The 26,591-nt window shown below is 70.1% G+C and carries 21 protein-coding genes; 11 read left to right on the plus strand and 10 right to left on the minus strand.

Translation table 11 applies throughout. From position 1 onward, the window contains the following. Positions 1-118: 118 nt before the first annotated feature. The 4 genes from BLT59_RS12100 (at position 119) to BLT59_RS12115 (ending at position 3,737) form a co-directional block, all read left to right on the plus strand. A complete protein-coding gene (locus tag BLT59_RS12100; RefSeq protein ID WP_091779816.1) occupies positions 119-853 on the plus strand; it encodes a class I SAM-dependent methyltransferase in 735 nt (244 codons plus the stop codon). A gap of 67 nt (positions 854-920) precedes the next feature. Then, entirely contained in the window at positions 921-1,634 is a 714-nt protein-coding gene (locus BLT59_RS12105) for a MarC family protein (protein ID WP_091779818.1), read from the plus strand. A gap of 829 nt (positions 1,635-2,463) precedes the next feature. Then, the gene (locus tag BLT59_RS12110) at positions 2,464-3,297 is read left to right on the plus strand and encodes a nucleotide-binding protein (protein ID WP_091779820.1); all 834 of its coding nucleotides are present in this window, start codon (positions 2,464-2,466) and stop codon (positions 3,295-3,297) included. Beyond that, the gene (locus BLT59_RS12115; protein ID WP_091779822.1) at positions 3,294-3,737 is read left to right on the plus strand and encodes a hypothetical protein; all 444 of its coding nucleotides are present in this window, start codon (positions 3,294-3,296) and stop codon (positions 3,735-3,737) included. The genes BLT59_RS12110 and BLT59_RS12115 overlap by 4 nt, the downstream gene beginning before the upstream one ends. An 87-nt stretch (positions 3,738-3,824) precedes the next feature. Here the strand turns inward: BLT59_RS12115 and pbpC are convergent, their stop codons facing one another. The 4 genes from pbpC to BLT59_RS12135 form a co-directional block, all read right to left on the minus strand. Beyond that, entirely contained in the window at positions 3,825-5,888 is a 2,064-nt protein-coding gene (pbpC, locus tag BLT59_RS12120; RefSeq protein WP_244513965.1) for a penicillin-binding protein 1C, read from the minus strand. A 184-nt stretch (positions 5,889-6,072) separates the two neighbouring features. Further along, complete coding sequence (locus BLT59_RS12125) at positions 6,073-6,288, minus strand: hypothetical protein (protein WP_091779826.1); 216 nt, start codon at positions 6,286-6,288, stop codon at positions 6,073-6,075. A gap of 154 nt (positions 6,289-6,442) precedes the next feature. After that, on the minus strand, positions 6,443-9,856 hold the full coding sequence (locus BLT59_RS12130; RefSeq protein ID WP_091779828.1) for an acyl-[ACP]--phospholipid O-acyltransferase: 3,414 nt from the start codon (positions 9,854-9,856) through the stop codon (positions 6,443-6,445). 142 nt (positions 9,857-9,998) lie between these two features. Next, the gene (locus BLT59_RS12135; RefSeq protein WP_091779830.1) at positions 9,999-10,259 is read right to left on the minus strand and encodes a hypothetical protein; all 261 of its coding nucleotides are present in this window, start codon (positions 10,257-10,259) and stop codon (positions 9,999-10,001) included. Positions 10,260-10,439: 180 nt separating this feature from the next. Between BLT59_RS12135 and BLT59_RS12140 the strand changes: the two genes are divergently transcribed. Continuing rightward, complete coding sequence (locus tag BLT59_RS12140; protein WP_091779832.1) at positions 10,440-11,450, plus strand: SDR family oxidoreductase; 1,011 nt, start codon at positions 10,440-10,442, stop codon at positions 11,448-11,450. Between the two features lie 58 nt (positions 11,451-11,508). Further along, a complete protein-coding gene (locus BLT59_RS12145; RefSeq protein ID WP_091779835.1) occupies positions 11,509-12,384 on the plus strand; it encodes an MBL fold metallo-hydrolase in 876 nt (291 codons plus the stop codon). On the opposite strand, the gene BLT59_RS12150 is transcribed toward BLT59_RS12145, so the two are convergent. Genes BLT59_RS12150 through nthA form a run of 3 tightly spaced genes read right to left on the minus strand, consistent with a single transcriptional unit; the run spans position 12,372 to position 14,010 of the window. Further along, complete coding sequence (locus tag BLT59_RS12150) at positions 12,372-12,695, minus strand: nitrile hydratase accessory protein (RefSeq protein ID WP_091779837.1); 324 nt, start codon at positions 12,693-12,695, stop codon at positions 12,372-12,374. The two genes, BLT59_RS12145 and BLT59_RS12150, sit on opposite strands and share 13 nt — an antisense overlap. Beyond that, positions 12,692-13,351, minus strand: coding sequence for a nitrile hydratase subunit beta (nthB, locus tag BLT59_RS12155; RefSeq protein WP_091779839.1), 660 nt, complete (start codon positions 13,349-13,351; stop codon positions 12,692-12,694). The genes BLT59_RS12150 and nthB overlap by 4 nt, the downstream gene beginning before the upstream one ends. Continuing rightward, positions 13,348-14,010, minus strand: a complete 663-nt coding sequence (nthA, locus tag BLT59_RS12160) for a nitrile hydratase subunit alpha (protein WP_091779841.1) — start codon at positions 14,008-14,010, stop codon at positions 13,348-13,350. Before nthA ends, nthB begins: the two co-directional genes overlap by 4 nt. Before the next feature lie 201 nt (positions 14,011-14,211). Here nthA and BLT59_RS12165 point away from each other — a divergent pair, with 201 nt between their 5' ends. Beyond that, complete coding sequence (locus tag BLT59_RS12165; RefSeq protein WP_091779843.1) at positions 14,212-14,916, plus strand: sigma-70 family RNA polymerase sigma factor; 705 nt, start codon at positions 14,212-14,214, stop codon at positions 14,914-14,916. A 91-nt stretch (positions 14,917-15,007) separates the two neighbouring features. Here the strand turns inward: BLT59_RS12165 and BLT59_RS12170 are convergent, their stop codons facing one another. Together BLT59_RS12170 and BLT59_RS12175 are read right to left on the minus strand one after the other, a co-directional pair. Further along, positions 15,008-16,399 carry an amidase gene (locus BLT59_RS12170; RefSeq protein ID WP_091779845.1) on the minus strand — a complete coding sequence of 464 codons (1,392 nt, stop codon included), beginning with the start codon at positions 16,397-16,399 and terminating at the stop codon, positions 15,008-15,010. A 5-nt stretch (positions 16,400-16,404) separates the two neighbouring features. Continuing rightward, entirely contained in the window at positions 16,405-18,006 is a 1,602-nt protein-coding gene (locus BLT59_RS12175; protein WP_091779847.1) for an ABC transporter substrate-binding protein, read from the minus strand. Between the two features lie 210 nt (positions 18,007-18,216). On the opposite strand from BLT59_RS12175, the gene BLT59_RS12180 reads away from it, so the two are divergent. Genes BLT59_RS12180 through BLT59_RS12195 form a run of 4 tightly spaced genes read left to right on the plus strand, consistent with a single transcriptional unit; the run spans position 18,217 to position 24,758 of the window. Beyond that, positions 18,217-19,761, plus strand: coding sequence for an acetolactate synthase large subunit (locus BLT59_RS12180; RefSeq protein WP_091780242.1), 1,545 nt, complete (start codon positions 18,217-18,219; stop codon positions 19,759-19,761). Next, entirely contained in the window at positions 19,758-22,115 is a 2,358-nt protein-coding gene (locus BLT59_RS12185; RefSeq protein WP_091779850.1) for a penicillin acylase family protein, read from the plus strand. The genes BLT59_RS12180 and BLT59_RS12185 overlap by 4 nt, the downstream gene beginning before the upstream one ends. A gap of 31 nt (positions 22,116-22,146) precedes the next feature. Next, a complete protein-coding gene (locus BLT59_RS12190) occupies positions 22,147-23,619 on the plus strand; it encodes a M81 family metallopeptidase (RefSeq protein ID WP_091779852.1) in 1,473 nt (490 codons plus the stop codon). Further along, entirely contained in the window at positions 23,616-24,758 is a 1,143-nt protein-coding gene (locus BLT59_RS12195; protein WP_091779855.1) for a M20/M25/M40 family metallo-hydrolase, read from the plus strand. Before BLT59_RS12190 ends, BLT59_RS12195 begins: the two co-directional genes overlap by 4 nt. A 169-nt stretch (positions 24,759-24,927) precedes the next feature. Here BLT59_RS12195 and BLT59_RS12200 read toward each other — a convergent pair whose 3' ends face one another. Beyond that, positions 24,928-26,322 carry an amidase family protein gene (locus tag BLT59_RS12200; protein ID WP_091779858.1) on the minus strand — a complete coding sequence of 465 codons (1,395 nt, stop codon included), beginning with the start codon at positions 26,320-26,322 and terminating at the stop codon, positions 24,928-24,930. Positions 26,323-26,591 lie beyond the last annotated feature (269 nt).

Below are 26,591 nucleotides of genomic sequence, written 5' to 3' on the forward strand. Positions count from 1 at the left end.
CGAAATCTGTTGCCGTGAACAGGTGATGGTCCGGCCGGGTTCCTCCGGCGCTTGCCGCGCGGCGCGCGGCTCACCATTGAGTACGACGACCGTTCCGTCCGCGATCTCCTGTCCCCCCATGCGTCTCGACGTCAACGGCTTGCGGGCCTTCTATGCCAGCCCCCTGGGCCGCACGACGCATCGCGTGGTCGGCCGCGCGCTCCACGACTTCCTCGGCTCGGTCTCGGGACTGCGCGTCCTCGGGATCGGCTACGCGACGCCATATCTCGGACCGGTTCACTATATTGCCGAGCGCACACTCGCCTTCATGCCGGCCTCGCAGGGTGTGGTGAACTGGCCGAGCACCGGACGCTCCTGTGCGGCTTTGGCCGATCCCACGATGATGCCGCTGCCCGAGGCCGCCATTGACCGGGTCATTCTGGTCCACGCCCTCGAATCGGTGGAAAGTCCGACGGAGCTGCTGCAGGAAGTCTGGCGGACCCTCACGCCGGGCGGCCGCATGATCCTGGTGGTACCGAATCGCCGGGGCGTGTGGGCCCGCCGGGAGGCGACGCCTTTCGGCCACGGACAGCCCTACAGCCGCTCGCAACTCGGGCGGCTGATGCGCGATACGCTGTTCTCTCCGGTGAGTTGGGCCGAGACCCTGTACATGCCGCCGGTCCGCTCGCGGCTGATGCTGCGCACCGGTCCTGCCTGGGAGTGGCTCGGGACCAGCCTGTCTCTGCCCTTCGCCGGCCTGCACGTGGTCGACGCGACGAAGCAACTCTATCGCCCGGTGGCCGTGCAGCAGGTGCGACGCGCGCGCCGTCTCGCGCCGGCCCGGGTGCTGGTGCCGGCCCCCTCCCCGGGCTGATCCGGCTGCGCGAACGGCACCCGAAGCGTTCGATGGTTCAGGACAGCGCGCCACACGGCCGGCCCCGATGAGCATTGAGTTCACCACCCAGCAATTCCTGCTCGCCCTATCGGGCCTGTTCTCGATCGTGAATCCGATCGGCGGCGCGTTCATCTTCGCGCAGGTGACGAGCGCCTTCAGCCACGCCGATCGCGTTCTGCTGTCACGCCGCATTGGCCTCTACGCCGCCCTGGTGATGCTCGGCGCCCTCTGGGCGGGCACGCCGATCCTCAACTTCTTCGGCGTCACGCTGGGCGCCCTGCGTATCGCCGGCGGCTTGGTGGTCATGTCGTCGGCCTGGACGCAGCTGAACCGGCCGGAGGCCCGCGAGGCGCGCAAGCAGGCCGAGGCATCCGGCTCGGCGGATCGTGGCGCGGCCCCGACGGAGCCTCAGAGCGATCCGGCGCCCGGTCCCCTCTCCGACATCGCCTTCTTTCCCCTGACGCTGCCGTTCACCACAGGCCCGGGCACGATCGCGGTTGCCATCACCCTGGGGGCAAATCGCCCGGCGGCCTATGCGGAGCGGTTCAGCTTCTACATCGGGGTCACGCTGGCGGCTCTCGCGGTCGCTGGCACGGTCGCGCTGCTCTATGCCTCCGCCGACCGTGTTGTGGCCTTCATCGGCCCGGCCCGCGCCCGGGTGATGGGCCGCCTCTTCGCCTTCCTGCTGCTGTGCGTCGGCACCCAGATCTTGGTGAACGGCCTCATGGAGGTGTTCGCTCCCCTCGCTGCGGCGCGATGACGTCAAGGTGACGGTGACGGCCCCCGCGACGGGCCGGATAAAGCGGTGACCTCGGTGCAACACAATGGATCGCGGCCGCGTGCGCCCCTGGCTAGGGGCCGCCCCGGTTGACCCGCGCGCGATCATCGATCGCGGAAGGACGACGCCCGCTCCTGTTCAGACCGCCTCGGCGGCCGCCGCGCCGATCGGCTTCGGTCGCGCACCCGCATGGCCTGGAAGCACCCTTTAGAATACTCCACCTCTGAAATTCTGTATGCTGACAAATATACTGTTCATAATTCCTGAAGTTCGTTATTTACGGCATTTGTAGATGTAAAATTCGTGTGACTACACAATATAAGATTTTTAACGATGGACGATAAAGCAATGATTTACGAGGATAACCGATAAGATAAGGCTTGCATCCTGAGAGTCGTCGCGCAACGTCTTGCCGGAACTCGGGTGCAGCGGACGACATGTTTTGAATCAACCCGCCGGCGAAACAGATCCCGCAACGCAGTGTGCCCCGTGGCGACGGACGCCGTTCCGAGGATCGGATGGCGGAGCGCTCCGCATTCCATCCGCGGTTGGTCTGTCGCGGGGTTTCTGGACCCGCTGCACGGAGGCCGCGACCGCGCGGCGGCCTCTCGGCTGCTGCCGGCGCCGGCCTGATCAGGTGCCGCGCTTGAGGGGGCCCGAATGCCCTCCGCGCCGCCGGGCGATCCCGCGCTGTGTCGCGGCTCCGCGACTCGCCCGGGCGGCCCGCATGCCCTCAGACCCGACATCCCGCAGGTCCGCTGTCGCGCGTCGCGCCGAGGCGGCCCTGCATGCATCAGCACGGAGGCAGCACATGACCGATACGACGCAGACCAAGGTTCCCGCCTGGTACAGCCCGGACGAGATCCAGGACATCCAGCGCGACCTTCTGGGGGCCGCCGCGAAAGTCCTCATCCTGTGCCTCGGCGGCAAGGGCGGCGTCGGCAAAACCACCATCGCCCTGCAGCTAGCCGATCTCTGCGCCGAGGTCGGTCCCGTCCTGGCGATCGACACTGACCCGGCCAACCGCCATTTCCACACGGCAATCATGCAGGAGACGAGCCCCGGGAGCGACACCTTCGTTCCGCGCCGGCCCGGCATCACCGGCTTCCGACAGCGCTTGCGCGCCGAGGACAGCACGGGCCGGGTCGACCCGACTCTTTGCCAGGACATGATCGAGCGGGTGATCGAGACCGCCGAGCGCTTCATCGTGGTCGATTTCCCGGCCGGCGATACCGAGACGACCCGCCGCTGCGCCGAGATCATCGTGGAGAGCTGCCGGGAGGCGAATATCCGTCTCGCCGTGGTCGTCGCGGCCGGAGCGGTCGATCCCACCGCCCTGGAGGTGCTCAAGGAACTCCGTCCGATGCTGATCGAATGCGATCGGGCGATCCTGGCGAAGAACACCGCCCAGGCGACCAACTTCGATTATCTGGAATCGTCCGATCTCGTGCGGTCGCTGCGCAAGCAGTCGAACTTTCGCGTCATCGAGATCGAGCGGATCGGCGAGCGGCTGATCGAGGCCCTGCGGGTCCAGCACATGACGTGGCAGCTCCTGGCGAACAGCGCGCCGATGCGCCTGCGCGTCGAGGGACGCCGTCTGCGGCGCAACTTCCACACGGCGTGGCGGGATGCGCTCCGGCCGTGACCAATCTCGAGCGGTTCTACCGGTCGGTCCACGGCCGCGATCTCCAGCCCTGGGAGCGTCAGCTCGCGGTGCGGATCGCGGCCGCCCTGAACACCACGACGGACGACGATTTCGTCGTCCACCTGCTTCTGGTGTACATGTCCACCAACGCTATCACCAACATGTACAACGAGCTTGTGGCGGCCCGGAACAGTCTCGCCGAAGACAGTCGGGATCTGATTCAGGCGCTCACGGCCGATCTGCGGCGCAACAGGCTGATGACCTGTGTGTTGCTCGGCGTGGCAGCCCTCGGCATTCTCGTGAGCGCGGGCATCCTCGGCACGGTCCTCAGCCAGTCTCAAGGCTCCGCCGCCAACGAGGCGCGCCTCGCGGCCGCACTGGAAGCCTGCGAGCCACGCGGCTCGGCCGGCTCGCCGCGCGGGCTCGGGATCGGTCGCTGATCGACGCCGGCCGCAAGGTTGGCGCCGCCACAGATTGGTGCCCCGTGGCTGGATCCGCCCCGTCGCACCCGCAACCGGGCTGCCGGATCATTCGAGCCGGACGGAGACGCTGTCACTGGCACCGGTCGCATCCAGGACCGAGATCCGGGCGAAGCCTGCGCCGCCCGGAAGCCACTCGGCGCGACGGCGCGGCGACTGTATGACCGGCTGACCATCGACCAGCCATGTGAGCGGTGGCACACCGCCCAGGGCTTTCAGGGCGAGTCCCGGGCTTCCCTCCGCCGTGTGGTGCCCGTCCGCCGCGAGGCCGAGATCGATCCGCGACCCGTCCGGCGGATAGGCGATCCGCAGCGCCGGTCCCCCCGCCTCGGCCGACTCGCGGCGCAGGTGCCGCAGTGGCGGCGGCAGGCCGCCCTGCCCGACGACCAGAGCATTCCGGGGCTGCGGGACCGGCTCGGGCTCGATCCCGAGGCGCGCGAAGGCGTCGAACAGGATCGGCGCCGCGACCGTGCGGCCCACGAGCCCCGGCACCGCGGCGCCATCCGGCCGCCCGGCCCAGACGACGATCGTCACCTGCCGGTCGAAGCCCGCCGCCCAGGCATCGCGGTACCCGTATGAGGTGCCGGTCTTGTAGGCGATGCGGTTCGGCAGGGCGTTGTCCGGCGGGGGGGTTCCGCGCAGGATGTCGGCGACGTACCAGGCAGCCACGGGCTCCGTGACGCGGTGCTGAGATTCGGCCGAAGCCCGCTCGGCGCGGCGGACGAGGTCCGGCACCGACCCACCGCGGGCGAGGCCGGCATAGAGCCGAGCCAGATCGGTGAGGGTGATGCCGAGGCCGCCCAGCGCCACCGGCAGCCCCGGCGCCGCTTCCCGCGGGAGCTGGATCGCGGCCCCGGCGGCGCGCAGCCGGGCGATGAAGCGGGCCGGACCCACGGCATCCATCAACGCGACCGCGGGCACATTGAGCGAGAGTTGCAGCGCCCGCCGGGCCGTGACCGTGCCCTGGAAGGTCAGGTCGAAATTCTCCGGGGCGTAGCTCGCCGAGAACCGCGCCGGCCGGTCCTCCAGCAACGTCTCGGGATGCGCGAGCCCATCCGCGAAGGCCATGGCGTAGACGAAGGGCTTCAGCGCTGAGCCGGGGGAGCGCACCGCCAGCGTCATGTCGATGGCGCCGCGCCGATTCGAGTCCAGATAGCCGGCGCTGCCGACCTGAGCCAGGATCCGTCCGTCACGGTTGTCGAGGACGAGGATCGCGGCCGAGAGGTCCGGGCCGACGGCGGCGGCGCGCTCGGCCGCCAGGGTCTCCAACCGCTCCTGCAGGCGCCCGTCGATGGCCAGGCGAATCGTGGCGGCGGCGGGATCGGCCGCCACGGCCTCTTCGGCGGCGTGCGCCGCCAGCATCGGGAACGGTCTGCGCGCCGTCGGCACCGGCTCGGCCCGAGCGGCCGCAGCCTCTGCCGGTGTGAGGATGCCCTGGGCGCTCGCGACCGCCAGGACCCGGTCGCGGGCGGCGCGGGCGCGCTCCGGGAACCGGTCCGGGCGGCGGGTCTCGGGCGATTGCGGCAGGGCGACGAGCAGCGCCGCCTGCGCCGCACTCAGCCGGACCGGCTCCCGCCCGAAATATGCGACGCTCGCCGCGCGCACGCCCTCCAACGGCCCGCCATAGGGGGCCAGTGCCAGGTAGAGATCGAGGAGGCCGGATTTTCCGAGGTGCCGCTCCAGCGTGACTGCCCGCACCATCTGGCGGAGCTTGGCCTCGAGCGAGCGCTCGCGCCGCGGCTCGACGAGGCGGGCCACCTGCATCGACAGTGTTGAGGCGCCGGACACGATCCGGCCCCGAGTCAGCCACTGGACGGCGGCGCGCAGCACGGCAGCCGGGTCGATGCCGGGATGATCGGCAAACCGGCGATCCTCGTAGGCGAGCAGCATTGCCCGATAGCGCGGATCGACCGTCTCTGCGGTGACCGGCAGGCGCCAGCGCCCGTCCGCCGTCGCGAACGGCCGCAGGAGCGTGCCAGACCGGTCGAGCACGACCGTGGAGCGCGCCATCGCATCGGTGAGGTCGAGGGGCGGCAGCGCCGTGGCGTAGCGCCAAAGGGCGCCGGTACCGATCACCAGGAGGCTGAGCCCGAGCACCACCGCTCCGGGCACGAGGCGCAGCTTCGCGCGTCGTGCCCGCAACGTCACCGGCCCGCTCGAACCCCACCCGTCGTGTGGCACGTATCCTCCCGGCTTCGGCGTCAACACCACAGGATTGATTGTTCCTGTGCGGTCGACAAGTGCCCGGGTAAGCAGGGTCCCCGACGATGGGCGTCTGGCTGGCCCCGACTGGATCCTACGCCGTGCCGACGCCCCGCAGGTCTTCGAAGGCGGGGCGATCCGGGCGGTTCAGCCGAATCGGGAAGGGCACGATGTTGGAGGGCGCCGGAGCGGCGTGGGCCGCGGGAGGCGGCGCCGCAGCGCGTGCCTTGCCCGGCCTCGTCCAGCGCTCGATCCGCTTGAAGTAGGTCCGCCTCGCCAGCCAAGCCGGAACTCGTCTGCCCTTCCGCATGATCTGCCCCTCGCCGATGTGACGCGCGACCCCCGCAGTCCCGCAACCCGAACACAGCAAGCATTTCGAATCGCGGCTGTATCGGCGATACGAGCGGATCCCGAACTGCGCCGCATCCCCCGTTTGGATGACGCGGGGCGCGGAGGGTTGCCGGTCAGGCCGCCGCATCCTCCTTCGCCCGCTCCAGCGCGAGCTTGGTGACAGCGACTTGGTCGATCTTGCCGGTGCCGAGCATCGGGATTGCCTCCAGCACCACCACCTCGGCGGGGATCGCGAGGTCGGAGGCGCCACGGCTCTTGGCGAAGTTCTGGTAGGCGGCGCGCGTGGCGCCCTTCTCCTGGGTGAACAGGATCAGGCGCTCGCCCTTGCGCGGGTCCGGCACCGCCGCGACCGCGCTTAACCGATCCGGCCAGAGGTCGGCGGCCAGCGACTCGATGCCCGCGAGCGACACCATCTCCCCAGCGATCTTGGCGAAGCGCTTGGCCCGACCCTTGATCGTCACGAAGCCCATCGGGTCGATCACCACGATATCGCCGGTGTCGTGCCAGCCCCCCGGCGGCGGCTCCAGCACGCCGGGCTTTTCGGCGCGCAGGTAGCCCAGCATGATGTTGGGTCCGCGCATGGAGAGGCGGCCGCCCTCCTCGATCCCCGGCACCGGCTCCAGGCGCGTCTCGATGCCCGGCAGGATCCGCCCGACCGTGCCGAAGCGGTTGAACATCGGCGTGTTGAGCGCCACCACAGGCCCGCACTCGGTGACGCCATAGCCCTCCAGGATGCGCAGGCCGAATTTCTCCGCCCAGGTCCTCCGAGTCGTCTCCTTCACGGCCTCGGCGCCGGCCACGACATAGCGCAGGGAGCGCAGATCGTAGGAATGGGCGGCCCGGGCATAGCCCGTCAGGAACGTGTCGGTCCCGAACAGCACCGTGCTGTTCGAGCCGTAGATCAGCTCCGGCACGATCCGGTAATGCAGCGGCGACGGGTAGAGGTAGACCGGCACGCCCGAGACCAGCGGAAGGACCAGCCCGGCCGTCAGGCCGAAGGCGTGGAACACCGGCAGCACGTTGAACACCTTGTCCATTGGCCCGAAGTCGATCCGGGCCGCCACCTGCGCCACGTTGGCGAGCATGCAGCGGTTGGCGAGCACCACGCCCTTCGGCGTGCCTTCGCTGCCCGAGGTGAACAGCACCGCGCCCGGATCCTCGCCCGAGCGCGCCACCAAGGGGCGCCGCGGGGCGAGGAAGCCCCGGATCTTGTCCCCGGTCGTGATGGTGGCCCGCACATCCTCCAGGTAGATGAGTTCGACCGATCCGCGGATCGCCTCGACGAGCGACCCGAGCCGCCCCTTCTCGATGAAGGCCCGGGAGGTCAGGATCTTGCCCACTTCAGCCGCCCGGCAGGCCGAGAGCACGTTGGCGGGCCCGGCCGAGAAGTTGATCATCGCCGGCACCCGGCCGGCGGAGGCGAGGGCGAACAGCGTCACCGCGGCACCGTTGGCGTTCGGCAGCATGAGTCCGATCCGCCCGCCCTCGGGCGCCAGCGGCATGAGCTTGCGGCCGAGGATGTTGGCGCCCATGACCAGGCGGCCATAGCTGAGGCGCCCGCCGACGGGATCCTCAAGGGCGTTCCGGCGCCAACCGTGGCGCTCGCCGGCCTCGATCAGAGCCGCCATCAGGCCGCGGTCGATATCCGCGGTGCGGAACACGAGGTCCGACATGATCCCGTAGAGGGCCGCGCCCGCCGCCTGCCGCCGGGCCTTGCCCTTGAGCGCGGGATCGACGGCGAGGCGCACCGGGGGCATCACCGTCACGGTCACCTTGGGCCACCAGCGGCGGCGCACCTGCCCGCGCGACAGCCGCGAGAAGACGGTGCGTTCCAGGCCGTCGAGCTTCACCGCCACGACCATGGCGTCCGACTTGTCGGCGATCAGCCCGGCGCCGTCATACACCTTCATCAGGCTTCCGGTGACGGTCAGCCGGCCCTCGGGGAAGATGATCAGGGTTTCGCCGCCCTTGACCGCGTTGATCAGCGTCCGGGTGGCGAGGGGGCGCGTCGGGTCCAGGGGCATCGCCTTGGTGACCCGCAGGAACGGCCGCACCCACCAGCGCTGCGCGATGCCGCTGTCGATGGCGAAGACCGGCTCCTGCTCCAGGAGCGACAGGGCCAGCGGTGCGTCGAGGAACGACACGTGATTGAGGGCGACGATGCAGTTCGGCCCGGCCGCCGCGATGTTGTCGAAGCCACGGACCTCCAGGCGGTAGAAAGCCCGGAACAGGATCGACAGGGCATCGCGGAACGGGCTGGTCGGCAGGGTCGCGAACACGATCGCGCCGACGAGCAGGTTCAGCACCGCCACCACGGCGAGCAGACTTGCGATCGTCAGGCCCGCGCCCTGCAGCGCCGCCAGCGCCAGGGTGCCGGCCACCATGAAGGCCGCCGTCATGACGTTGACGGCGCCGATGATCCGCGCGCGCATCGCCTTCTCGGCCCAGGCCTGCACGGCCGCGAAGGACGGGACGATGTAGAGGCCGCCGGAGATCGCGAGCCCCAGGAAGTCGATCCCGGTGCGCAGCCCGTGACCGGTCCGCAGGAAGGCGAGCGGGCCGATCGGCTCCGCGGGCGGCGACGGCAGGTGTCCGATCGTCCAGGCGAGGTCGAGGCCGAACAGGCCCATCAGCACCGCGCCGACCGGCGTCGGCAGCAGCACGATCCGGCCGCTGGCGAGCCACGAGGCGAGGCCGGAGCCCAGCGCGATGCCGATGGAGAACAGAGCCAGCAGCAGGGTGATCACCGTCTCGGTGCCGTTGAAGGCGCCGCGCACCAGCACGGGCAGCAGCGAGAGCACCACCACGCCGACCAGCCAGAACCAGCTCACCGTGAGCGAGCCGCGCCAGAGGCGCGTATCGGCCCAGAGGTCGCTCAGCAGCGCGTAGGTCGAGCGCAAGACGTTCGGGTCGACGTGCAGGTCCGGCGCCCCCTCTCCGGTGGCCGGGATCATGCGGGCCGAGAGCCAGCACAGGATGGCGAAGCCCATCACCAGCACGCCGAACAGCAGGCCCGAGCCGCCCATCGCCGAGGCGGCCCCGGCCGCAATCGTGCCGAGCAGGATCGCCAGGAAGGTCGCGGCCTCGACGAGGGCGTTGCCGGCGGGCAGTTCCTCACGTCGCAGATGGTCCGGCAGGATCCCGTACTTGATCGGGCCGAACAGGGCCGCGATTGTCCCGAACAGGCCGAGCGCCACGAACAGCACCGGTACGGAATGCAGGAGGAAGCCCAGCACGGCGGTGCCAGCCGCAAAGATCTCGGCGAATTTGAGCCGCTGCGCCATCAGCGCCTTGTCGTACCGATCGGCCCACTGACCGCCGAGGCCTGACAGGATGAAGAACGGCCCGATGAACACGGCGCTCGCCAGGGTCACCAGGACGCCGGCATGGGCATCTGCCTGTCCGCCGATCCCGAACAGGATCAGGAAGGCGAGCGCGTTCTTCAGGAAATTGTCGTTGAACGCCGAGAAGAACTGGCACCAGAACAGCGGCGCGAAGCGCCGCGCAGTCATCAGGCTACGGAACATGGCGATCTCTCGGTTCCGAACCTGACTGGCCCACGAGAGACGGTCAGGTCAAATCGGACCGAGGCGAACGCACAGGGATCACGGTCACAGGGTTATCGCCCCGTGTGGACCGGCACCCCCTTTGCGCGACTGTTGGCGACCCTCAGGCCTTCCGGACGAGACGGCCGTGCCGCCCGGCAGAAGCCCCGGTGCGCCGGGCGATGAGGGCGTGCAGCGAAGCGCCGAGGTCGTAGGACCAGTAGATGTGGGCCGCCAGCGTGGTCACCACGAAGAGCGCGGCCCCGGCCGCGCAGGCGGGCAGGAGCAGCAGGAACGTCAGGACCATCCCGACCGCGGTCCGCTCGGCCAGAGAGGCCTGCGGCCAGGGATCGATCGGCAGGGAGAAGTGTCGTCCGGTGCGCATGGCTTCGACCCTCGGTGGTTCGGCCTATCGCGGTACAGCCAGTCAACAGCGGCAACCGTCGGACGTTGCGTCGCCAGATCCGATAATCGCCCCCCCGTGACGTTCCGGCCCGATGCGTGGGCGCAACCGCGGTCGCCGAACCGTGTTGCCGGTTGGATCCTTCGACGATTTGAGGTGGGTATGGCACGGGTTGCGGTCGTTACCGGGGGCACGGCCGGAATCGGGCTTGCCACGGCGCATGCGTTCGCCGCGGGCGGATGGTCGGTGGCCGTGGTCGCGCGCGATCCGGACCGTCTCGCGGCGGCGGAGCGGGCCCTCGCCGCCTACGGTCAGCCTGTCCTGGCAATCCGCGCCGATGTCGCCGATCCGCAGGCCGTCGACGCGGCCGCCGAGCGCGTGGAGCGGGAACTCGGCCCGATCCGTGCCTGGGTGAACAACGCCATGTCGACCATCGTGAACCCGGCCGACCAGATCACCCCGGACGAGTACCGGCGCGTGACCGAGACCACCTATCTGAGCCAGGTCTACGGGACGCTGGCGGCGCTCCGCTTCATGAAGCGGCGCAACCGCGGCGCGATCATCCAGGTCTCGTCCGGCCTTGCGATCCGCGCGGCGCCGCTGCAGGCGCCCTATTGCGCGGCGAAGTTCGCGGTCTCGGGCTTCACCGACGCCCTGCGCTGCGAGCTGCTCCACGACCGGGTCGATGTCAGCCTCAGCGTCGTCTACCTGCCGGCGGTGAACACGCCGCAATTCAACTGGGCGCGCAACCGGACCGGGCACCGGCAATACGCGCCGGATCCGGTCTTCGACCCGCGGCTCTGCGCCGAGGCGATCCTGTACGCCGCCGAGCACCCGCGCCGGGAGGTCTGGGTCGGACGCTCGTCGATGATGATGGCCGCCGCCCAGGCTCTGGCGCCGGCGCTTGCCGACCGCAAGGCCGCCTCGATGTGGTCGGCGCAGCTCTCCGACGAGACCATCCCCGAGATGGAGGGCAATCTCTACGAGGCCGTGCCCGGTCCGGTCGGGATCGACGGACGCTTCATCGGCCGGACGAAGGCAAGCCGGGCCGAGTTCTGCACGAGTCGCACCCGCGATCTCGTGGTCTGTGGCCTCGCCGGGCTGGCGCTGATCGGGCTCGCCGGTACCGTCCACGCCGCCCGCTCGGCGCGCCGCCTGCCAGGGCGGACGTGACGGCTGCGCGCGGTCGCGCAGCCTATTACATCAGCCGCCCCGAGGAAGGTCCGAGACGATGCCCGGCTATCTGCCCTTCGCGGGCGCCCTGAAGCTGCCCGCCTATACCTGCGACAATTGCGGGTTCTGGCAACGTCATTTCGAGACGCCGGCTACCTGCCCGATGTGCCTCGATGCCCGCCACGTGGTGCCCCAGGACGGCTGGCGCTTCCGCACGGCCCGCGAGGCGCAGGACGCCTTTCCCTGCCACTGGCAGGAGCTGGAGCCGGGCGTTTGGCGGTTCTGGAACGAGCCGGTTTCCGGCATCGGCCCCTCCGCCTACCTGATCCAGACCGAGCACGGGAATATGGGCTTCGAGGGCTGCCCGGTCTTCAGCGAGGCCGCCCTGGAACAGATCGCCCGGCTCGGCGGCATGGCGGTGCTCTCGGCCTCGCACCCGCATTCCTACGGTGCGCTGCCGCAGCTTCAGGACCGGTTCGACCCGGAGCTGTGCCTGCCGGCCGCCGACTTCACCTGGAGCGCGGCCCTGCAGGTGAGCTGGCCCTATGACGACTTCCTCGAGCCGCTTCCGGGCCTCGAACTGCACCGCACCGCCGGCCATTTCGACGGCCACGCCGTCCTCTACGACCGGTCGCGAAAAATCTGCTTCTGCGGCGACGCGCTGAAGTTCGAGCTCGACCCGGCGGATTTCCGCCGGGCAACCACGATCTCGGCCCACAAGGCCTTCGTGCGCGGGGTGCCGCTCACCCCGAGCGAGCTGCGCCGCTACCGCGACGTGTTCGAGCGTCTCGACTTCGTCCAGACCTGGACGCCGTTCGAGCCCGCGCGCAATTGCGGGCGGCCGGAGGTTCTGGCGCTGCTCGACCAGCTGATGAGCGGCCGGTCCCACGCCGCTCCTGTCCCACTCGACGGGCTTCGGTCTCAGGGCCGGTAGAGCGGGTCGTTCTCCAGGCGGATCGGTTGACCGTGGGGCGTTGCCTCGGCGGCCCGCAGGAACGCCTCGGTCCGCGCCGCGACGCTCTCGGGTCCGGCGACGCCGCGCTCGGCCAGGATCGCTTCCAGCGTCGTCAGCCACGCGCCGTAATCCGCCGTCCGCTCAGGACCGTCCGCGGGACGGATCTGCCGGCCGAGACGGTCCGCCCATTCCGACCACGTGAACAGCCCAGCCTCCCGCAGAGAGACCACCAGCGCGAAGACCTGCGCCTCCCAGGGGGCCGCGAAGTTGGTCGGCGACGGATCGGTCACGCGGGGTCCAGATAGGGTTCGAAGGCCGCTACGGTCACGAGACCGCCTGGATCGCCGCTCTCGCCCCACAGCTCCTGGGCGGTGAAGGCGACCGTGTACAGCCAGGTCGGATTCTCGCCCGTCCGGTAGGCGTTGGTGTCGGGGAAGACGAAGACCCCGTCGACGCGCACGATCCGTCCCCGTCTGCCGCGCACGTAGCGCGGCAGACGCGTATGACCGGTCGGATGGATGTTGCGCGCCAGGACCGAGTCGCCGACGGCGAAGCGAGCGGGCGCATCAGCGGCGCGACTGCTCGGAAACCCGGCCCGGAAACGCGCCTCCAGGCCGTCGCGGGCCAGGACCCGGGCGACGGGCTTTGCCGGCTCCGTGGACTTGCCGGTCTCGATCTCGGCCTGCGTCGCCAGCCCGGTGGCGGCAACCTGCTGCTCCAGTGCCTTCAGCCAGATCTCGTAATAGCTCGACGACAGATACTCGGCGGGCGGCAGCGACTCGCGGGTGGCGCGGCTGCCGTCGAGGTTCCAGGCACCGGTGTAGCCCATGGCCATCGCCATGGCGAAGACACGACGCTCCCACGCGGCATGGAAGACCGGCTCGTCCGGCTCCGGCGCCACCGGCCCGAAGCCGTGCGCGCCGCCGAGATCCTGCGCGCCGTTCATACCGGCATCTCCAAGGGCGTGGTCGGGATGCCCTTGGGAAGGCCCGTGCCGATCATGGAATCGCGTGTGACGAGGGCGGCGAGCGCCTCCTCGGAGAAGCCCTCGGTTTGCGCGGGTCGCATCGGCAGAACCATGTAACGGGTCTCGGCGGTCGAATCCCAGACGGTGATGCGGGTGGTTTCCGGCAGTGTCACCCCGAAATCGGCGAGCACGCCGCGTGGGTCGATCACCGCCCGAGCCCGATAGGGCGGCGCCTTGTACCAGATCGGGGGCAGGCCGAGCACCGGCCAGGGATAACAGGAGCAAAGGGTGCAGACGACGAGGTTGTGGATCTCCGGCGTGTTCTCGACCACCACCATGTGCTCACCGCCCCGGCCGCCGATACCGAGCTCGGCGATGGCCGGCGTGGCGTCGCCCAGGAGCCGAGCCCGGTAGGCGGGATCCACCCAGGCCCTGGCCACGACGCGGGCACCGGCATGGGGGCCGACCTTGGTCTCGTAGAGTTCGATCAGGGCGTCGAGGGCCGCCGGGTCGACATAGCCCTTTTCGGTGAGCAGGGATTCCAGGGCGCGGACACGGGCCTCCACGGGCGAGATCTCGCTGCCGTGATGGTGATCATCGTGGTGTCCATGCTCGTGATGCGCGTGATCGTGGCTCATCCCGGTCTCCTGAGGCGCACAGTCTGCATCCCCCGCCATCCGGCCGCCAGTCCCGGAACGGGGATCCGATGGACGTTGTCACTCCGGACGCTCTGCCTAAATTTCCTGTCATATTCGGGAGCGTTTGGCATCGGTTCAGAATTTTCCCGCTACCGACGTTAGAGCAATTCCAGTATACCAACGTTGGAGGCGGAAACGTTCATGATCGAGGACGCTGCGGACCGGTCAGATGCAGACGCGGGTACCCGGGACGGGACCAGCTACGCCGCAGCCATCGGCCAGCATCTCGCCCTGCCGATCCGAGAGTATTTCAGGATCGTGGAGCAGGAGCCGCTGCCGGCGCAACTCTCTGCCTTGGTGACCCGCTTCGAGGCGGCAGTGACGGCGCACGGCGAGACGGTGCCCTTTGACTTCCGCGGTGACATCATCAAGGCCCTCCCGGCTCTGCGCACCTTCGCGCTGTCTCTCGTCGGGGATGTGAGCCGCGCCGACGATCTGGTGCAGGAGACATTCGTGAAGGCCTGGGCGAACCAGGCACGCTTCCGGCCCGGCACGAATTTCACCGCGTGGTTGTTCACCATTCTGCGCAACCAGTTCTACACCGACCTGCGCAAGACGCGGCGGGAAGTGGAGGACGTCGACGGAACGCATGCCGGTCAGATGACCAGCCCGTCCGACCAAGAGGATGCCAGCACCCTCAAGGTCGTCTGGGAGCGTCTCGGTGATCTGCCCTCGGCGCAGCGGCAGGCGCTGCTGCTGGTCGGGGCGGAAGGCCACACCTACGAGGAGGCCGCCCTGAAGCTCGGCTGTCAGGTCGGCACCGTGAAGAGCCGGGTGAGCCGGGCCCGGTCGTCGCTCCTCGATACGCTGGGCGTCGTGGTGGCGGGCCAGGCACCGGCTGTCTGAACGGGCGGGTCGGCGGCTGCGTCCCCTTCTGCTGAGCCGGCCGGTAAGCTGGTGACCGATCCGGCCAAGCGCATCCGGAGGCGCCCTGCCCTCACACCGGCGGCCGTCGCAGGTGCCACTCGGTCACCCGCTGGTACGCCTGTCCGATTCGCAGCGCCGTCGTCTCGTCGTAGCCGCGGCAGACGATCTGCAGCGACAGCGGCAACCCGGATGCGGTGAAGCCGTTCGGTAGCGCCAGGGCACAGAGATCGAGCAGGTTCCCGAAACGGGTGAATCGCGACGGCAGGTGCGCCTCGTCCACGGCGGCAAGCGCCACCGCCGCACTCTCCGTGGTCGGCGTCAGAAGGGCGTCGATGCCTTCGAGGGCAGCCGCGTATTGCAGCTTCATTGCGGCCCGGCGGTGAAGCGTGCCGAGGTATTCCTGGGCCGTGACGTTCGCGCCGGCCAGGATCCGGGACCGCACGGCGTCGCCGAGCTGCGCGGTCGGATCCTCCGCCAAGGCGCCGTTGACGAAATAGGCCTCGGCGTTGGTGATCTGGCTCATCGCCAGACAGTCGCTGAACCGGAACGGCAGGACGACGTCGACGATCTCAGCCCCCTGTCCGGCCAGCAGGTCGAGGGCGGCGTCGTAGGCCGCCAGCATGTCGGAGGCGACGCCCTCGCGCTCGGCGGCCGGCATGCGGCCGAGTCGCAGGCCGCGCACGCCGCGGTTCAGAGTGAGTCCGAGGGCGTCCGGTGTGATGCCGCGGGTCGTCGGATCGAGGGGATCGGGGCCGGAAATCGCCTCGTAGAGGAGCGCGGCGTCCTCCACGGTGCGGGCGAGCGGTCCGGGCGTGTCCAGCGTCGTCGAGAGCGGCACGATTCCCCAGGTCGATACCCGCCCGACCGTGACCTTGAGTCCCGTCAAGCCGCAGAAGGCGGCGGGCAGACGCACCGATCCGCCGGTATCGGTCCCGATGCCCCAGGGGGCCATCCGAGCAGCCACCGATACGCCGGTCCCGCTGCTCGAGCCGCCGGGCGTGCGTGGGGTCTCGGGATCCCAGGGGTTCCACGGCGTGCCGAGATGCTGGTTGGTGCCCCAGCCGCCATAGGCAAACTCCACCGTGTGCGTCTTGCCGAGGACGATCATGCCCTGCCCGATGAGGCGCTTGGCGATCGTCGCGGTGCGCTCGGCCCGGCGGACACGGTGGGCGGCCGAGCCGCCCATGGTGATCCGGCCCTGCAGATCGATCAGATCCTTGAGTACCACCGGCACGCCGTGGAGCGGCCCCACCGCGTGGCCGGACCGGATCGCCCGGTCGGCCCCTTCGGCGGCGAGGCGGGCATCGGCGGCGAAAACCTCCGTGAAGGCCTGGAGCTTCGGCTCCAGCCGCTCGATCCGGCCGAGCAGGGCATCGACGGCGTCGACCGGGGAGAGGCTCCGCGCCTGGATCGACCGGGCAAGTTCGGCCGCGGTGGCGTGTACGGGATCGATGTCGGACATGGATTCTACTGCACGCTGACGAGGGTGAGGTCGACGAACCAGGATTGCGGCGAGACGAAACCGTGGACCTTCTTGGACATCCCGCGGGGATTGAGGTCGTGGACGACGAACAGCCAGGGTGGATCATCCACGAGGCGCTCGTGGGCGATCTTGGTCTGCGCGTCGATCACCTTGGCATCGGTCGTCTCGGCAAGTGCCTTGAGGGCCGCGTTGAACGCGTCGTCCTTCCAGTTCGGGAAGTTGAAGCCGTTCGGCGGGAATCGGTCGCCCGCGAAGTAACGGGCCATGACGGCGGCATCCGAGGAGGGCGAGGAGACGTTGAGCGCCATCGCGCCCTGGAGACCCGGCGCGTCCGGCAGTGCCCGGGCCGAATTCAGCAGAACCTGCCACTCGACCACGTTGAAGCTGACATCGACGTTGCAGGCCTGCTTGAGATTCTCCTGGAGGTACTCGTTCATGGGCATCGGCAGCATCTGACCAGAGCCGGAGGACGAGATCATCACCTTGAGGCTCAGCGGCTTCTTCTCGGTGAAGCCGGCCTCGGCGAGCAGTGCCTTCCCCTTGGCTGCGTCGAACGTGTAACGATTCTTCGGCGCGCCGAAATTCGGATCCCGGTCGTTGAGCCACCCGGTCGCCGGCTCCGCCGTGCCGTTGAGCAGTTCGACGATGCCGGCCCGGTCGATGCAGTAGTTCAGGGCCTGCCGAACGCGCACATCCTTCAGCGGGCTGTCCTTGGCGCCGATGTTGAAGAGGTAGGGCCAGACATGCGGGTATGAGCCCGTGGTGATGGTGAAGCCCGCCTGCTTGAGCGACGGAATCGCGTCGGGCGCCGGCACCTCGACCCAGTCGACCTGACCGGCCCGCAACGCTGCGACGCGCGCATTGGCCTCCGGGATCGGCAGGAGCCGGACCCTGTCGACCTTGGCCATCCGGTTCGGGTCCCAGTAGCCGTCGAACTTGGCGAGATCGACCGCCTCCCGCGGTGCGACGCGGGTGATCCTGAAAGGACCTGTGCCGGCCGCCGGCAGAGCGGCCACCTTGCTCCAGTCGCGACCGGCCTTCTCGAAGGACGTCGGCGAGGTGAAGAGCAGGTAGACCGCCATATAGGGGAAGTACGACGCCACCTGCGTGGTGGTGATCTGGACCGTGGTGTCGTCGATCTTCTTATAGCTCCCGACCAGCGGCGCTCGGGCTCGACTGATGCCGGCGCCCTGCGCTTCGAATTGCGGGCTGTCGTTCTTGAAGTAGCGGTCGAGGTTCCAGATCACCGCGTCGGCGTTGAACGGCGTCCCGTCATGGAACGTCACGCCCTGACGCAGGTGGAAGGTCCAGACCGCCTTGTCGTTCGGGTCCTGCTCCCAGCGCTCGGCCAGCGCCGGGATGATGCCGGCGAGCTTGGTGGTGCTCTTGAGGTCCCACTGCACCAGACCCTCGAAGATCGGGTAGCCGAGGAAGCGCATCCCCTCGAAGCCGTTGTTGGGCATGCCCGTCGTGGTGGGGATGTCGCTCGCCGTCATGGCGATGCGCAGGACGCTCTCGGCACTGGCCGATCCCGTCAGGGCCACGGTACCCGCCAGGGCGGCGGCAATCAGGCGGCGAGATGTCATCCGGATCCCAATCGTCGAAGTTGCGGCGCGCCGGGCGCAATTCCTGCGCCACGCTCAGGCTTAGGCCCTGCGTCCGGCGAACAGAAGATGCCGGACGTCGCCCCTTGCGCGTGGCGCCGGCTGCGCCACGATAATAAAAAATTCGAGTCGCCAGCCGGGACGGCCGGCCCGTGTAAGGAGACGCCCGTGACCGACGAGACGCCGCGCGCCATGAACGGGGCCGAAAGCCTGGTCCGGACCCTGGTGGAGGGCGGGGTCGAGGTCTGCTTCACCAATCCCGGCACCTCCGAGATGCACTTCGTCGCCGCCCTCGACCGGGTCGAGGGCATGCGCTGCGTGCTGTTCCTGTTCGAGGGCGGGGCGACCGGCGCCGCCGACGGCTACGCCCGCATGGCCGGCAAGCCGGCCTCGACCCTGCTCCATCTCGGGCCGGGTTTGGCCAACGGATTGGCCAACCTCCACAACGCCAAGAAGGCGCGCACCCCCGTCGTCAACATCGTCGGCGAGCATGCAACGTATCATCGGGAATACAACGCGCCGCTCACCTCGGACATCGAGGGGCTGGCCCATCCGATGTCCTCCTGGGTGCGGACCGGAATGAGCGCGGCTGAGATCGGATCCGACGGCGCCGCCGCCATCGCGGCCGCCCGGACCGCCCCCGGGCAGGTCGCGACCCTGATCCTGCCGGCTAACACCGCCTGGGATCCGGGCGCCGGCCCTGCGCCCGTGCCGCCGATCCCCGAGCGGGCGCGGGCGAGCGACGACGCGGTCGCGGCGGCCGTGAAGGCCCTGCGTAGCGGCGAGCCGGTGCTCCTGCATCTCGGCGACCAAGCCGTGCGGAGCGAGGGCCGGGTGATCGCCGACCGGATCGCCCGCAAGACCGGCGCCCAGCTGATGGCGATGACGTCCAATTCCCGGATCGACCGCGGCGCCGGCACCGTGCCGATCGAGCGCCTGCCCTACCCGATCGACCAGGGCATCGCGGCGTTGAAGGACTTCCGCCACATCATCCTGATCGGCGCGACCCCGCCGGTGGGCTTCTTCGCCTATCCGGGCAAGCCGAGCCTGCTGGCGCCGGAGGGGAGCACCACGATCACGCTGGCCGCGCCCGAGGAGGACCAGATCGACGCCCTCGAGCGGCTCGCCGAGGCCGTCGCGGCCGCGCCGGCCGAGTCGGTCGCCGTCCGGCCACGCCCGAAGCTCCCGACCTCGGGTCCCCTCGATCAGGACACGATCGGGCAGGTGCTCGGCGCGCTGATCCCGGAGGGCGCTGTGATCTGCGACGAGTCGATCACCACGGGCCGCAACTTCTTCACCCTCACCCGGGACGCGGCGCCCCATACCTGGCTTCAGCTCAGCGGCGGCTCGATCGGCCTCGGCATCCCGATGGCGACCGGCGCGGCAATCGCCTGTCCCGACCGCAAGGTCATCAACCTGCAGGCCGATGGCAGCGGGCTCTACACGGTGCAGGCGCTCTGGACCCAGGCCCGCGAGCACCTCGACGTGGTGACGCTCGTCTGGTCGAACCGCTCCTATGCGATCCTGCGGGCGGAACTCACCAATGTCGGCGCGCTCAATCCCGGCCCGAAGGCGCTGGGCATGCTGAGCCTCGACGATCCGGCCGTGGATTGGGTGAGCCTTGCCCGCGGCTTCGGCGTCGCGGGCCGGCGGGTCGAGACGCTGCCCGACTTCATCGAGGCGTTCCAGCACGCGCTGGCCAATTCGGGGCCGCACCTCATCGAAGTGGCTCTGTGAGCGGGGCGACCTATCCCCTCCCCGGCCTCGACGGGCCGGTGGAGATCCGCGTCGATCGCTGGGGGCTGGCGCATATCCGCGCCGGCACGGCGCTGGACGCGTACCGCGCGCAGGGGTTCAACGCGGCGCGGGACCGGCTCTGGCAGCTCGACCTCTGGCGCAAGCGCGGCCTCGGCCTGCTGGCGGCGGATTTCGGACCGGGCTACCTCGCCCAGGACCGGGCCGCCCGGCTGTTCCTCTACCGCGGCGATATGGCGGCCGAGTGGGCGGCTTACGGGCCGCAGGACACGCGGGCCATCGTCACGGCCTTCGTGGCGGGGATCAACGCCTACGTGGCGCTCACCGAGGCGCGGCCCGAATTGCGGCCTCCGGAATTCGCGCTGACCGAGACGCGCCCGGCCCGGTGGCGGCCGGAGGACGTGGTGCGCATCCGCAGCCACGGGCTGATCCGCAACGTCCTGTCCGAGGTCGCGCGCGCGCGGGTGCTCGCCCGCAATCGGAGCCCGGCGGACGGGCTCGCCGTGGACGACCTGCGCAAGCGGATCAGCCCGGCGCATGCGCCGGTCGTTCCGGACGGGTTCGACGCCGCCGACTGGCCGGATGATCTCCTCGACGACTTTCGCCTAGCCACGGCGACGGTGGGGTTCAGTCCCGAACGGATGGCCGCATCGCGCGAAGAGGCCTGGGACTGGTCCAAGGTCGACGCACACGGGGCCGTCACGCGGGGGCCGCGCAGCGCGCCGAAGGAGCCATCCGAAGGCTCGAACAACTGGGCGGTGGCGCCGTCCCGCACCGCCACCGGACGGCCGATCCTGGCAAGCGATCCGCACCGGGTCTACCTGCAACCGTCGCTGCGCTACGCCGTCCACCTCACTGCCCCGGGACTCGACGTGATCGGGGCGGGCGAGCCGGCTCTGCCCGGCATCTCCATCGGCCATAACGGCCACGCTGCCTTCAGCCTGACCATCGCGCCGATGGACCAGGAGGATCTGTTCGTCTGCGAGATCGACCCGGCTGATCCGGATCGCTACCGCTCCGGCGACGGCTGGGCGCCGATCACGCGGATCACGGAGGAGATTCCGGTGCGGGGCGAACCGGACGAGACCGTGATTCTGGGCTTCACCCGGCACGGACCGGTGCTCCGCGAGGCGGGCGGCCAAGCCTTCGCGCTGCGGACCGTGTGGTCGGAGCCCGGTGCCGCCGCCTATCTCGGCAGTCTCGCCTATCTCGGCGCCATGACGCCCGAGGCCTTCGGCGAGGCCCTGCACCACTGGTCGGCGCCCTCCGTGAACCAGCTCTACGCCGACACGACGGGCCGGATCGCGTGGTTCATGGCCGGCAAGGCGCCGGTGCGGCCGGCTCATGACGGCCTGCTGCCGGCGCCGGGCGACGGCCGTTACGACTGGGCCGGCTTCCACGATCCCGGCGCCCTGCCCCGCAGCATCGATCCGGATTCGGCCTGGCTCGCCACCGCCAACGAGATGAATCTGCCGCCCGATTATCCCGCAGAGGATCGAAAGCTCGGGTTCGAATGGGCCGAGCCCTGGCGCGCCCGCCGCATCCGCGCGGTGCTCGGCGGCCAGGTCCGGCACAGCCTCGCCGATTCGCAGGCGCTCCAGAGCGACGTCTTCTCCGAGCCGGCCCACCGGTTGGCCGAGCTGGTTCGGGCGCTGCCCACGGCCCCGGATCCCGATGTCGCGTCGGCTCAGGCCGTACTGGCGTCCTTCGACGGCGCGCTGCACCATGGCTCTGCCGCGGCCGCCCTCATTGAGGTCTTCTGGGTCCGCCATCTGCGGCCGGCATTGCTCACGGCGCTCGCGTCCGACGCCGAGACCCGCGGGCTGCTTCCGCCCGGCGACACGCAGAGCCTGATCGAGCGGCTGGAGACCGATCTCGATCCGGAGGCGCGCATGGTGCTGCTCACGGCCGCCCTCGGCGCCGCCTACGGCACCTGCCGCGAGCGGATGGGATCCGACCCCTCGGGCTGGTCCTGGGGCCGCCTGCACCACGCGGTGTTCGCCCATCCCCTCACCGCGCTGACGCCCGATTCCGGCTGGGACGTCGGTCCGCTGTCCCTCGGCGGCGCCGCGGCATCGGTCATGCACGCGGAGTACCGGACCGATACGTTCCGGCTCACCCACGGCGCCTCGTTCCGCATGGTCGTGGATGTGGGGGACTGGGACCGCTCGGTCTTCATCAACGTGCCGGGCCAGTCGGGGGAGCCGGCAAGCGCGCACTATGCCGACTTGGCCCCGGTCTGGGGGCGCCAGGATTATGTGCCGATGCTCTACGGCCCTGCGGCCGTGGACGCGGCCACCGAAACGGTCATCACGCTGACCCCCAGCCCCGCCTGACCCGGCGGCCGGGACGGATAGGGACAGGACCTTGAAGATCTTCATCGCGGGTCTCGCTACGGAGACCAATACCTTCGCACCCTTGCCTACCGGACTGGCGGCGTTCCACGCCGATTACGCCCGTCGGGACGGCAGCCGGACCCCCCCGAGCCTCAGCAATATCGGTCTCAAGGCCTGGCGCGAGATGGCCGAGGCCGACGGGCATACGATCGTCGAGAGCCTTTCGACCTTCGCCCAGCCCGGCGGGATCACCCTGCGGGCCGTCTACGAGGAGCTGCGGGACGCCCTGCTGGAGGATCTGAAGGCCGCGATGCCGGTCGACGCGGTGCTGCTGTTCATGCACGGCGCCATGGTGGCCGAGGGCACCGATGATTGCGAGGGCGACATCCTGGAGCGGGCCCGCGCCATCGTCGGGCCGGACGCCACGATCGGCGTCGAACTCGACCTCCACTGCCACCTCACCGAGACGATGCGGGCCAATGCCGACGTCATCGTGATCTACAAGGAGTATCCGCACACCGACATCGTCGACCGTGCCCGCGACCTCTACCCGCTGGTGGTCCGGACCGTGTCAAAGGAGATCCGGCCGGTGATGGCCTATGCCGATTGCCGGATCGTCAACATGTGGCGCACCAGCCGCGAGCCGGTCGCGGGCTTCGTACGTCGGATGGAGGCGCTGGAGGGGCGCGACGGCATCCTGTCGGTCTCCTTCGGGCACGGCTTCCCGTGGGGCGACGTGGCGGATGTGGGTGCCAAGATGCTGGTCGTTGCCGACGGTGATGGCGCCAAGGCGCAGGCACTGGCCGACGAACTCGCCGGCGCCGTCTGGGCGATGCGGGAGGAGGCGGCGAGCCACTGCGACACGATCGATGCGGCGATCGATCTCGCCCTCGCCTCCGACGACCCGCGCCCGATGGTGCTGGCCGATTTTGCCGACAATGCCGGCGCGGGCGCGCCCTCCGACAACACCGCGATCCTCGCGCGACTCGCGGAGCGGGGCATCAGGGACGTGGCCCTCGGCCTGATCTGGGATCCCGGCGCGGTCGGCATCTGCCACGAGGCCGGGCTCGGGGCGACCTTCACGGTTCGGATCGGCGGCAAGTGCGGCGTCACCTCCGGGGATCCGGTGGACCTGCGAATTACCGTGCGTGGCCTCGCGGACGACCACAGCCAGACCGGCCTCAGCGGCGGCCGGGCCCATCTCGGCCCCGCCGCCTGGGTCGAGGCCGACGGGATCCACGTGGTTCTGACCCACAAGCGCCAGCAGGCCTTCGCGCCCGACGCGTTCACGGGCCTCGGCCTGACCCTCGACGACAAGCGGATCGTCGTGGTGAAGTCGATGCAGCATTTCTATGCCGCCTTCGCTCCCATCGCGAGCGAGGTCCGCTACGTCGGGGCACCCGGGGCAGTTCCGCCGGATTACGGTGCGATCCCCTATACCAAACGGCCCCGCCCCTACTGGCCGCGGGTCGCCGATCCGTTCGCCGAGGAGACAGCCCGATGATCCGGGACCTGCATTTCGACGCGCGCGAGATCCTCGCGGCACTGCGCCCCTGGGTGGAGTGCGAGAGCCCGACCCACGACGCGTCGGCGGTCAACCGGATGATGGGCGTCGCCGCCCGCGATCTCGCCCTCTTGGGGGCCGCCGTCGAGACGATTCCCGGCCGGATGGGCCTGAGCGACTGCGTTCGCGCGCGGTTCCCGCACAGGGATCGCGATGCGCCCGGCATCCTCGTGCTCGGCCATCTCGACACGGTGCACCCGGTCGGCACCGTCGGAAGCCTTCCCTGGCGGATCGAGGGCGATCGTGCCTACGGCCCGGGCATCCTCGACATGAAGGGCGGCAACGTCATCGCGCTGGCGGCGATCCGCGCCTTGGCGATGGCCAAGATCGAGACGAGGCTGCCCGTGACCGTGCTGTTCACCGGTGACGAGGAGGTCGGCAGCCCCTCGACCCGCGACCTGATCGAGGCGGAGGCTGCACGCCACGCCTTCGTGCTCGTCCCCGAGCCGGGTCAGCCCGAGAACGGCGTGGTCACCGGTCGTTACGCCATCGCCCGCTTCGACCTCGAGGCTCTGGGCCGGCCGAGCCACGCCGGCGCCTCGCCCCACGAGGGGCGCTCGGCGATCCGCGCGATGGCGCGCAAGATCCTGGCCATCGACGCGCTGTCGGATGCCGACTGCACATTCTCCACCGGGATCGTCTCGGGCGGGCAGTGGGTGAATTGCGTCCCGACCGTCTGTCGCGGACAGGCGCTCAGCATGGCCAAGCGCCAAGCCGACCTCGACCGCGGCGTCGAGCGGATGCTGGCCCTCACGGGGGAGGAGGACGGTGTCCGCTTCACCGTGTCCCGGGGCGTGACCCGGCCGGTCTGGGAGCCGGATGCGGGCTGCATGGCCCTCTACGAACAGGCGCGTGCGTTGAGCGAAGCGCTCGGCCGGCCCCTGCCCCACCGCAGCGCCGGCGGCGGCTCGGACGGCAACTTCACCGGCGCCAACGGCATCCCGACCCTCGATGGCCTCGGGCCGCTGGGCCAGGGCTACCACACCCTCGAGGAGCACGTGCTGATCGAGACGCTGCCGCAGCGGGCGCAGCTGTTCGCAGCATTGCTGGCAAACCTCGGAGCGTCAGGCGGGGCCTGACCTAACCCGACCGCCCGCATGTCAGGCGGCGCCCCGTCAGAGCGGCCAGCAACCAGGTTGCTTTCCAGACACCCATTGGTGGCGATCGCCGACATGTTGCGGCGTTTGCAATCACTGATTGCAAACGCCGGGCTATGACGATTCAGTTTCGGGGAATGACGGTCGGGCGTCAGACCGGGTCCACCGGCATCTCCGGTACGCCGCCGGCCTCGATGGCCGCGCCGGCCGCGAGGCACAGGTCTTCCCGATATCGGGCCGCGACCAATTGCACGCCGACGGGGGTGCGTCCGATGAGTCCGGTCGTCACGGTGAGCGCCGGGATTCCAAGCGGCGCCAATCCCACCTGAAGCAGGTTCGCCTCGAAGGCCCGGGCGATCCCGGAATCGCCGGTCCGGTCGAGCCCGTCCGGGAAGGGCAGCTCGCCGGAGACCGGGACCAGCAGCACCGGGTTCTCGGTGAGGAACAGCGACCATTCCCGCGCCAGTGTCGCGCGCCGGGTCAGCGCCCGGGCGATGGCGTCGGGCGCCATCGCTTCGGCCCGCGCCCGGAAGCTGTCCAGAAGCCCGATCGCGGCCGGATCACCCTCCCGCTCCGCCGCAGCCCGGACCGCCGCGTAGCCGTCGCCGAGCCAGAGCTGGAGCTGGAGTTCGCTTGCCTCGCGGATCGGCGGCGTGTCGGCGATCTCCGTGACCACCCACCCGGCCCCGCCGAGGCGCCGCGCGGCCTCGCGCAGGGCGGCCTCGACCTCCGGCACCGTGTCGAGCCCCCCCGGCCGCACGCAGAGAGCGACCTTGCGCGGGACGCGCGGCCCCTCCAGCGGCGCCGGCACCCACCATGGGTCGCGCGGATCCGGTGCCGCCATGACCTCCAGGCCGAGGCGCACATCCGCGATGCTGCGGGCGAGCGGGCCCGAGACCGCCATCAGCTGCGGACCGATGCCGCGCTCGGGGGAGGAGGCGTTCCAGGCCGGGATCCGGCCCAGGCTCGGCCGCAGCCCGTGCACGCCGCAGGCATAGGCCGGATAGCGCACCGAGCCGGCAATGTCGGTTCCGTGGGCGATCGCGCCGATCCCGGCCGCCACCGCGGCGCCGGCGCCGCCGGACGAGCCGCCGGGCGTCAGCGCCGGATCGCGGGGGTTCTTGGTGTCGCCGTGGAGCTGGTTGGTGGTGAACCAGCGGAGGGAGAAAGCGGGCGTGTTGGTTCGCCCGAGCAGCACGGCGCCGGCCCGGCGGAGATTGGCGACGACGGGATTGTCGTCCGTCGCCACGAGGTCGCGCTGGAGGCGCAGCCCGTTCGTCGTCGCGAAGCCCCGCTGGTCGGCGTTGACCTTGATGGTGACCGGCACGCCCGCGAGCGGACCGGCGGCCTCGCCGCGCGCCCGGGCGGCGTCCACCGCGTCGGCCTGCGCCAGCACCTCCTCCGGCCGGTGCTCGACAACGGCGTTGATCCGCCCGTTGACCGCATCGAGCCGGTCGAGAGCGTCCCGCGCGACCTCCCTGGCCGAAACTTGGCCGGTGCGGATCAGGGCCGCGAGATCGGTCGCCGTCAGACGCCAGAGCTGCATGGGGGTACCTTTCGAGCGCCCGGACGGGCGGGATCCATCCTACGATTCGCGCCGCCCGAGCGGCTCTCGGCCGGCCCGCGCAGCATATTCAATATGCAAAGCGACGGCCGCTTTTTTGCGCATCCGCGGATCGCAAGCCCGGGCAAGGCTTTGCCGCGTTGCAGCAGAAAGACCTAAGCATTTCGACGTAGACGGCTCTTGCCACCCCTGGAACGACTGATAACCTCGCCCTCGTTCGCGCGTTCGACCGGCCAATTCAGCAAGAAGGG

Origin of the sequence: Methylobacterium sp. UNC378MF (assembly GCF_900103195.1) — a bacterium.
Taxonomy (GTDB): Bacteria; Pseudomonadota; Alphaproteobacteria; order Rhizobiales; family Beijerinckiaceae; genus Methylobacterium.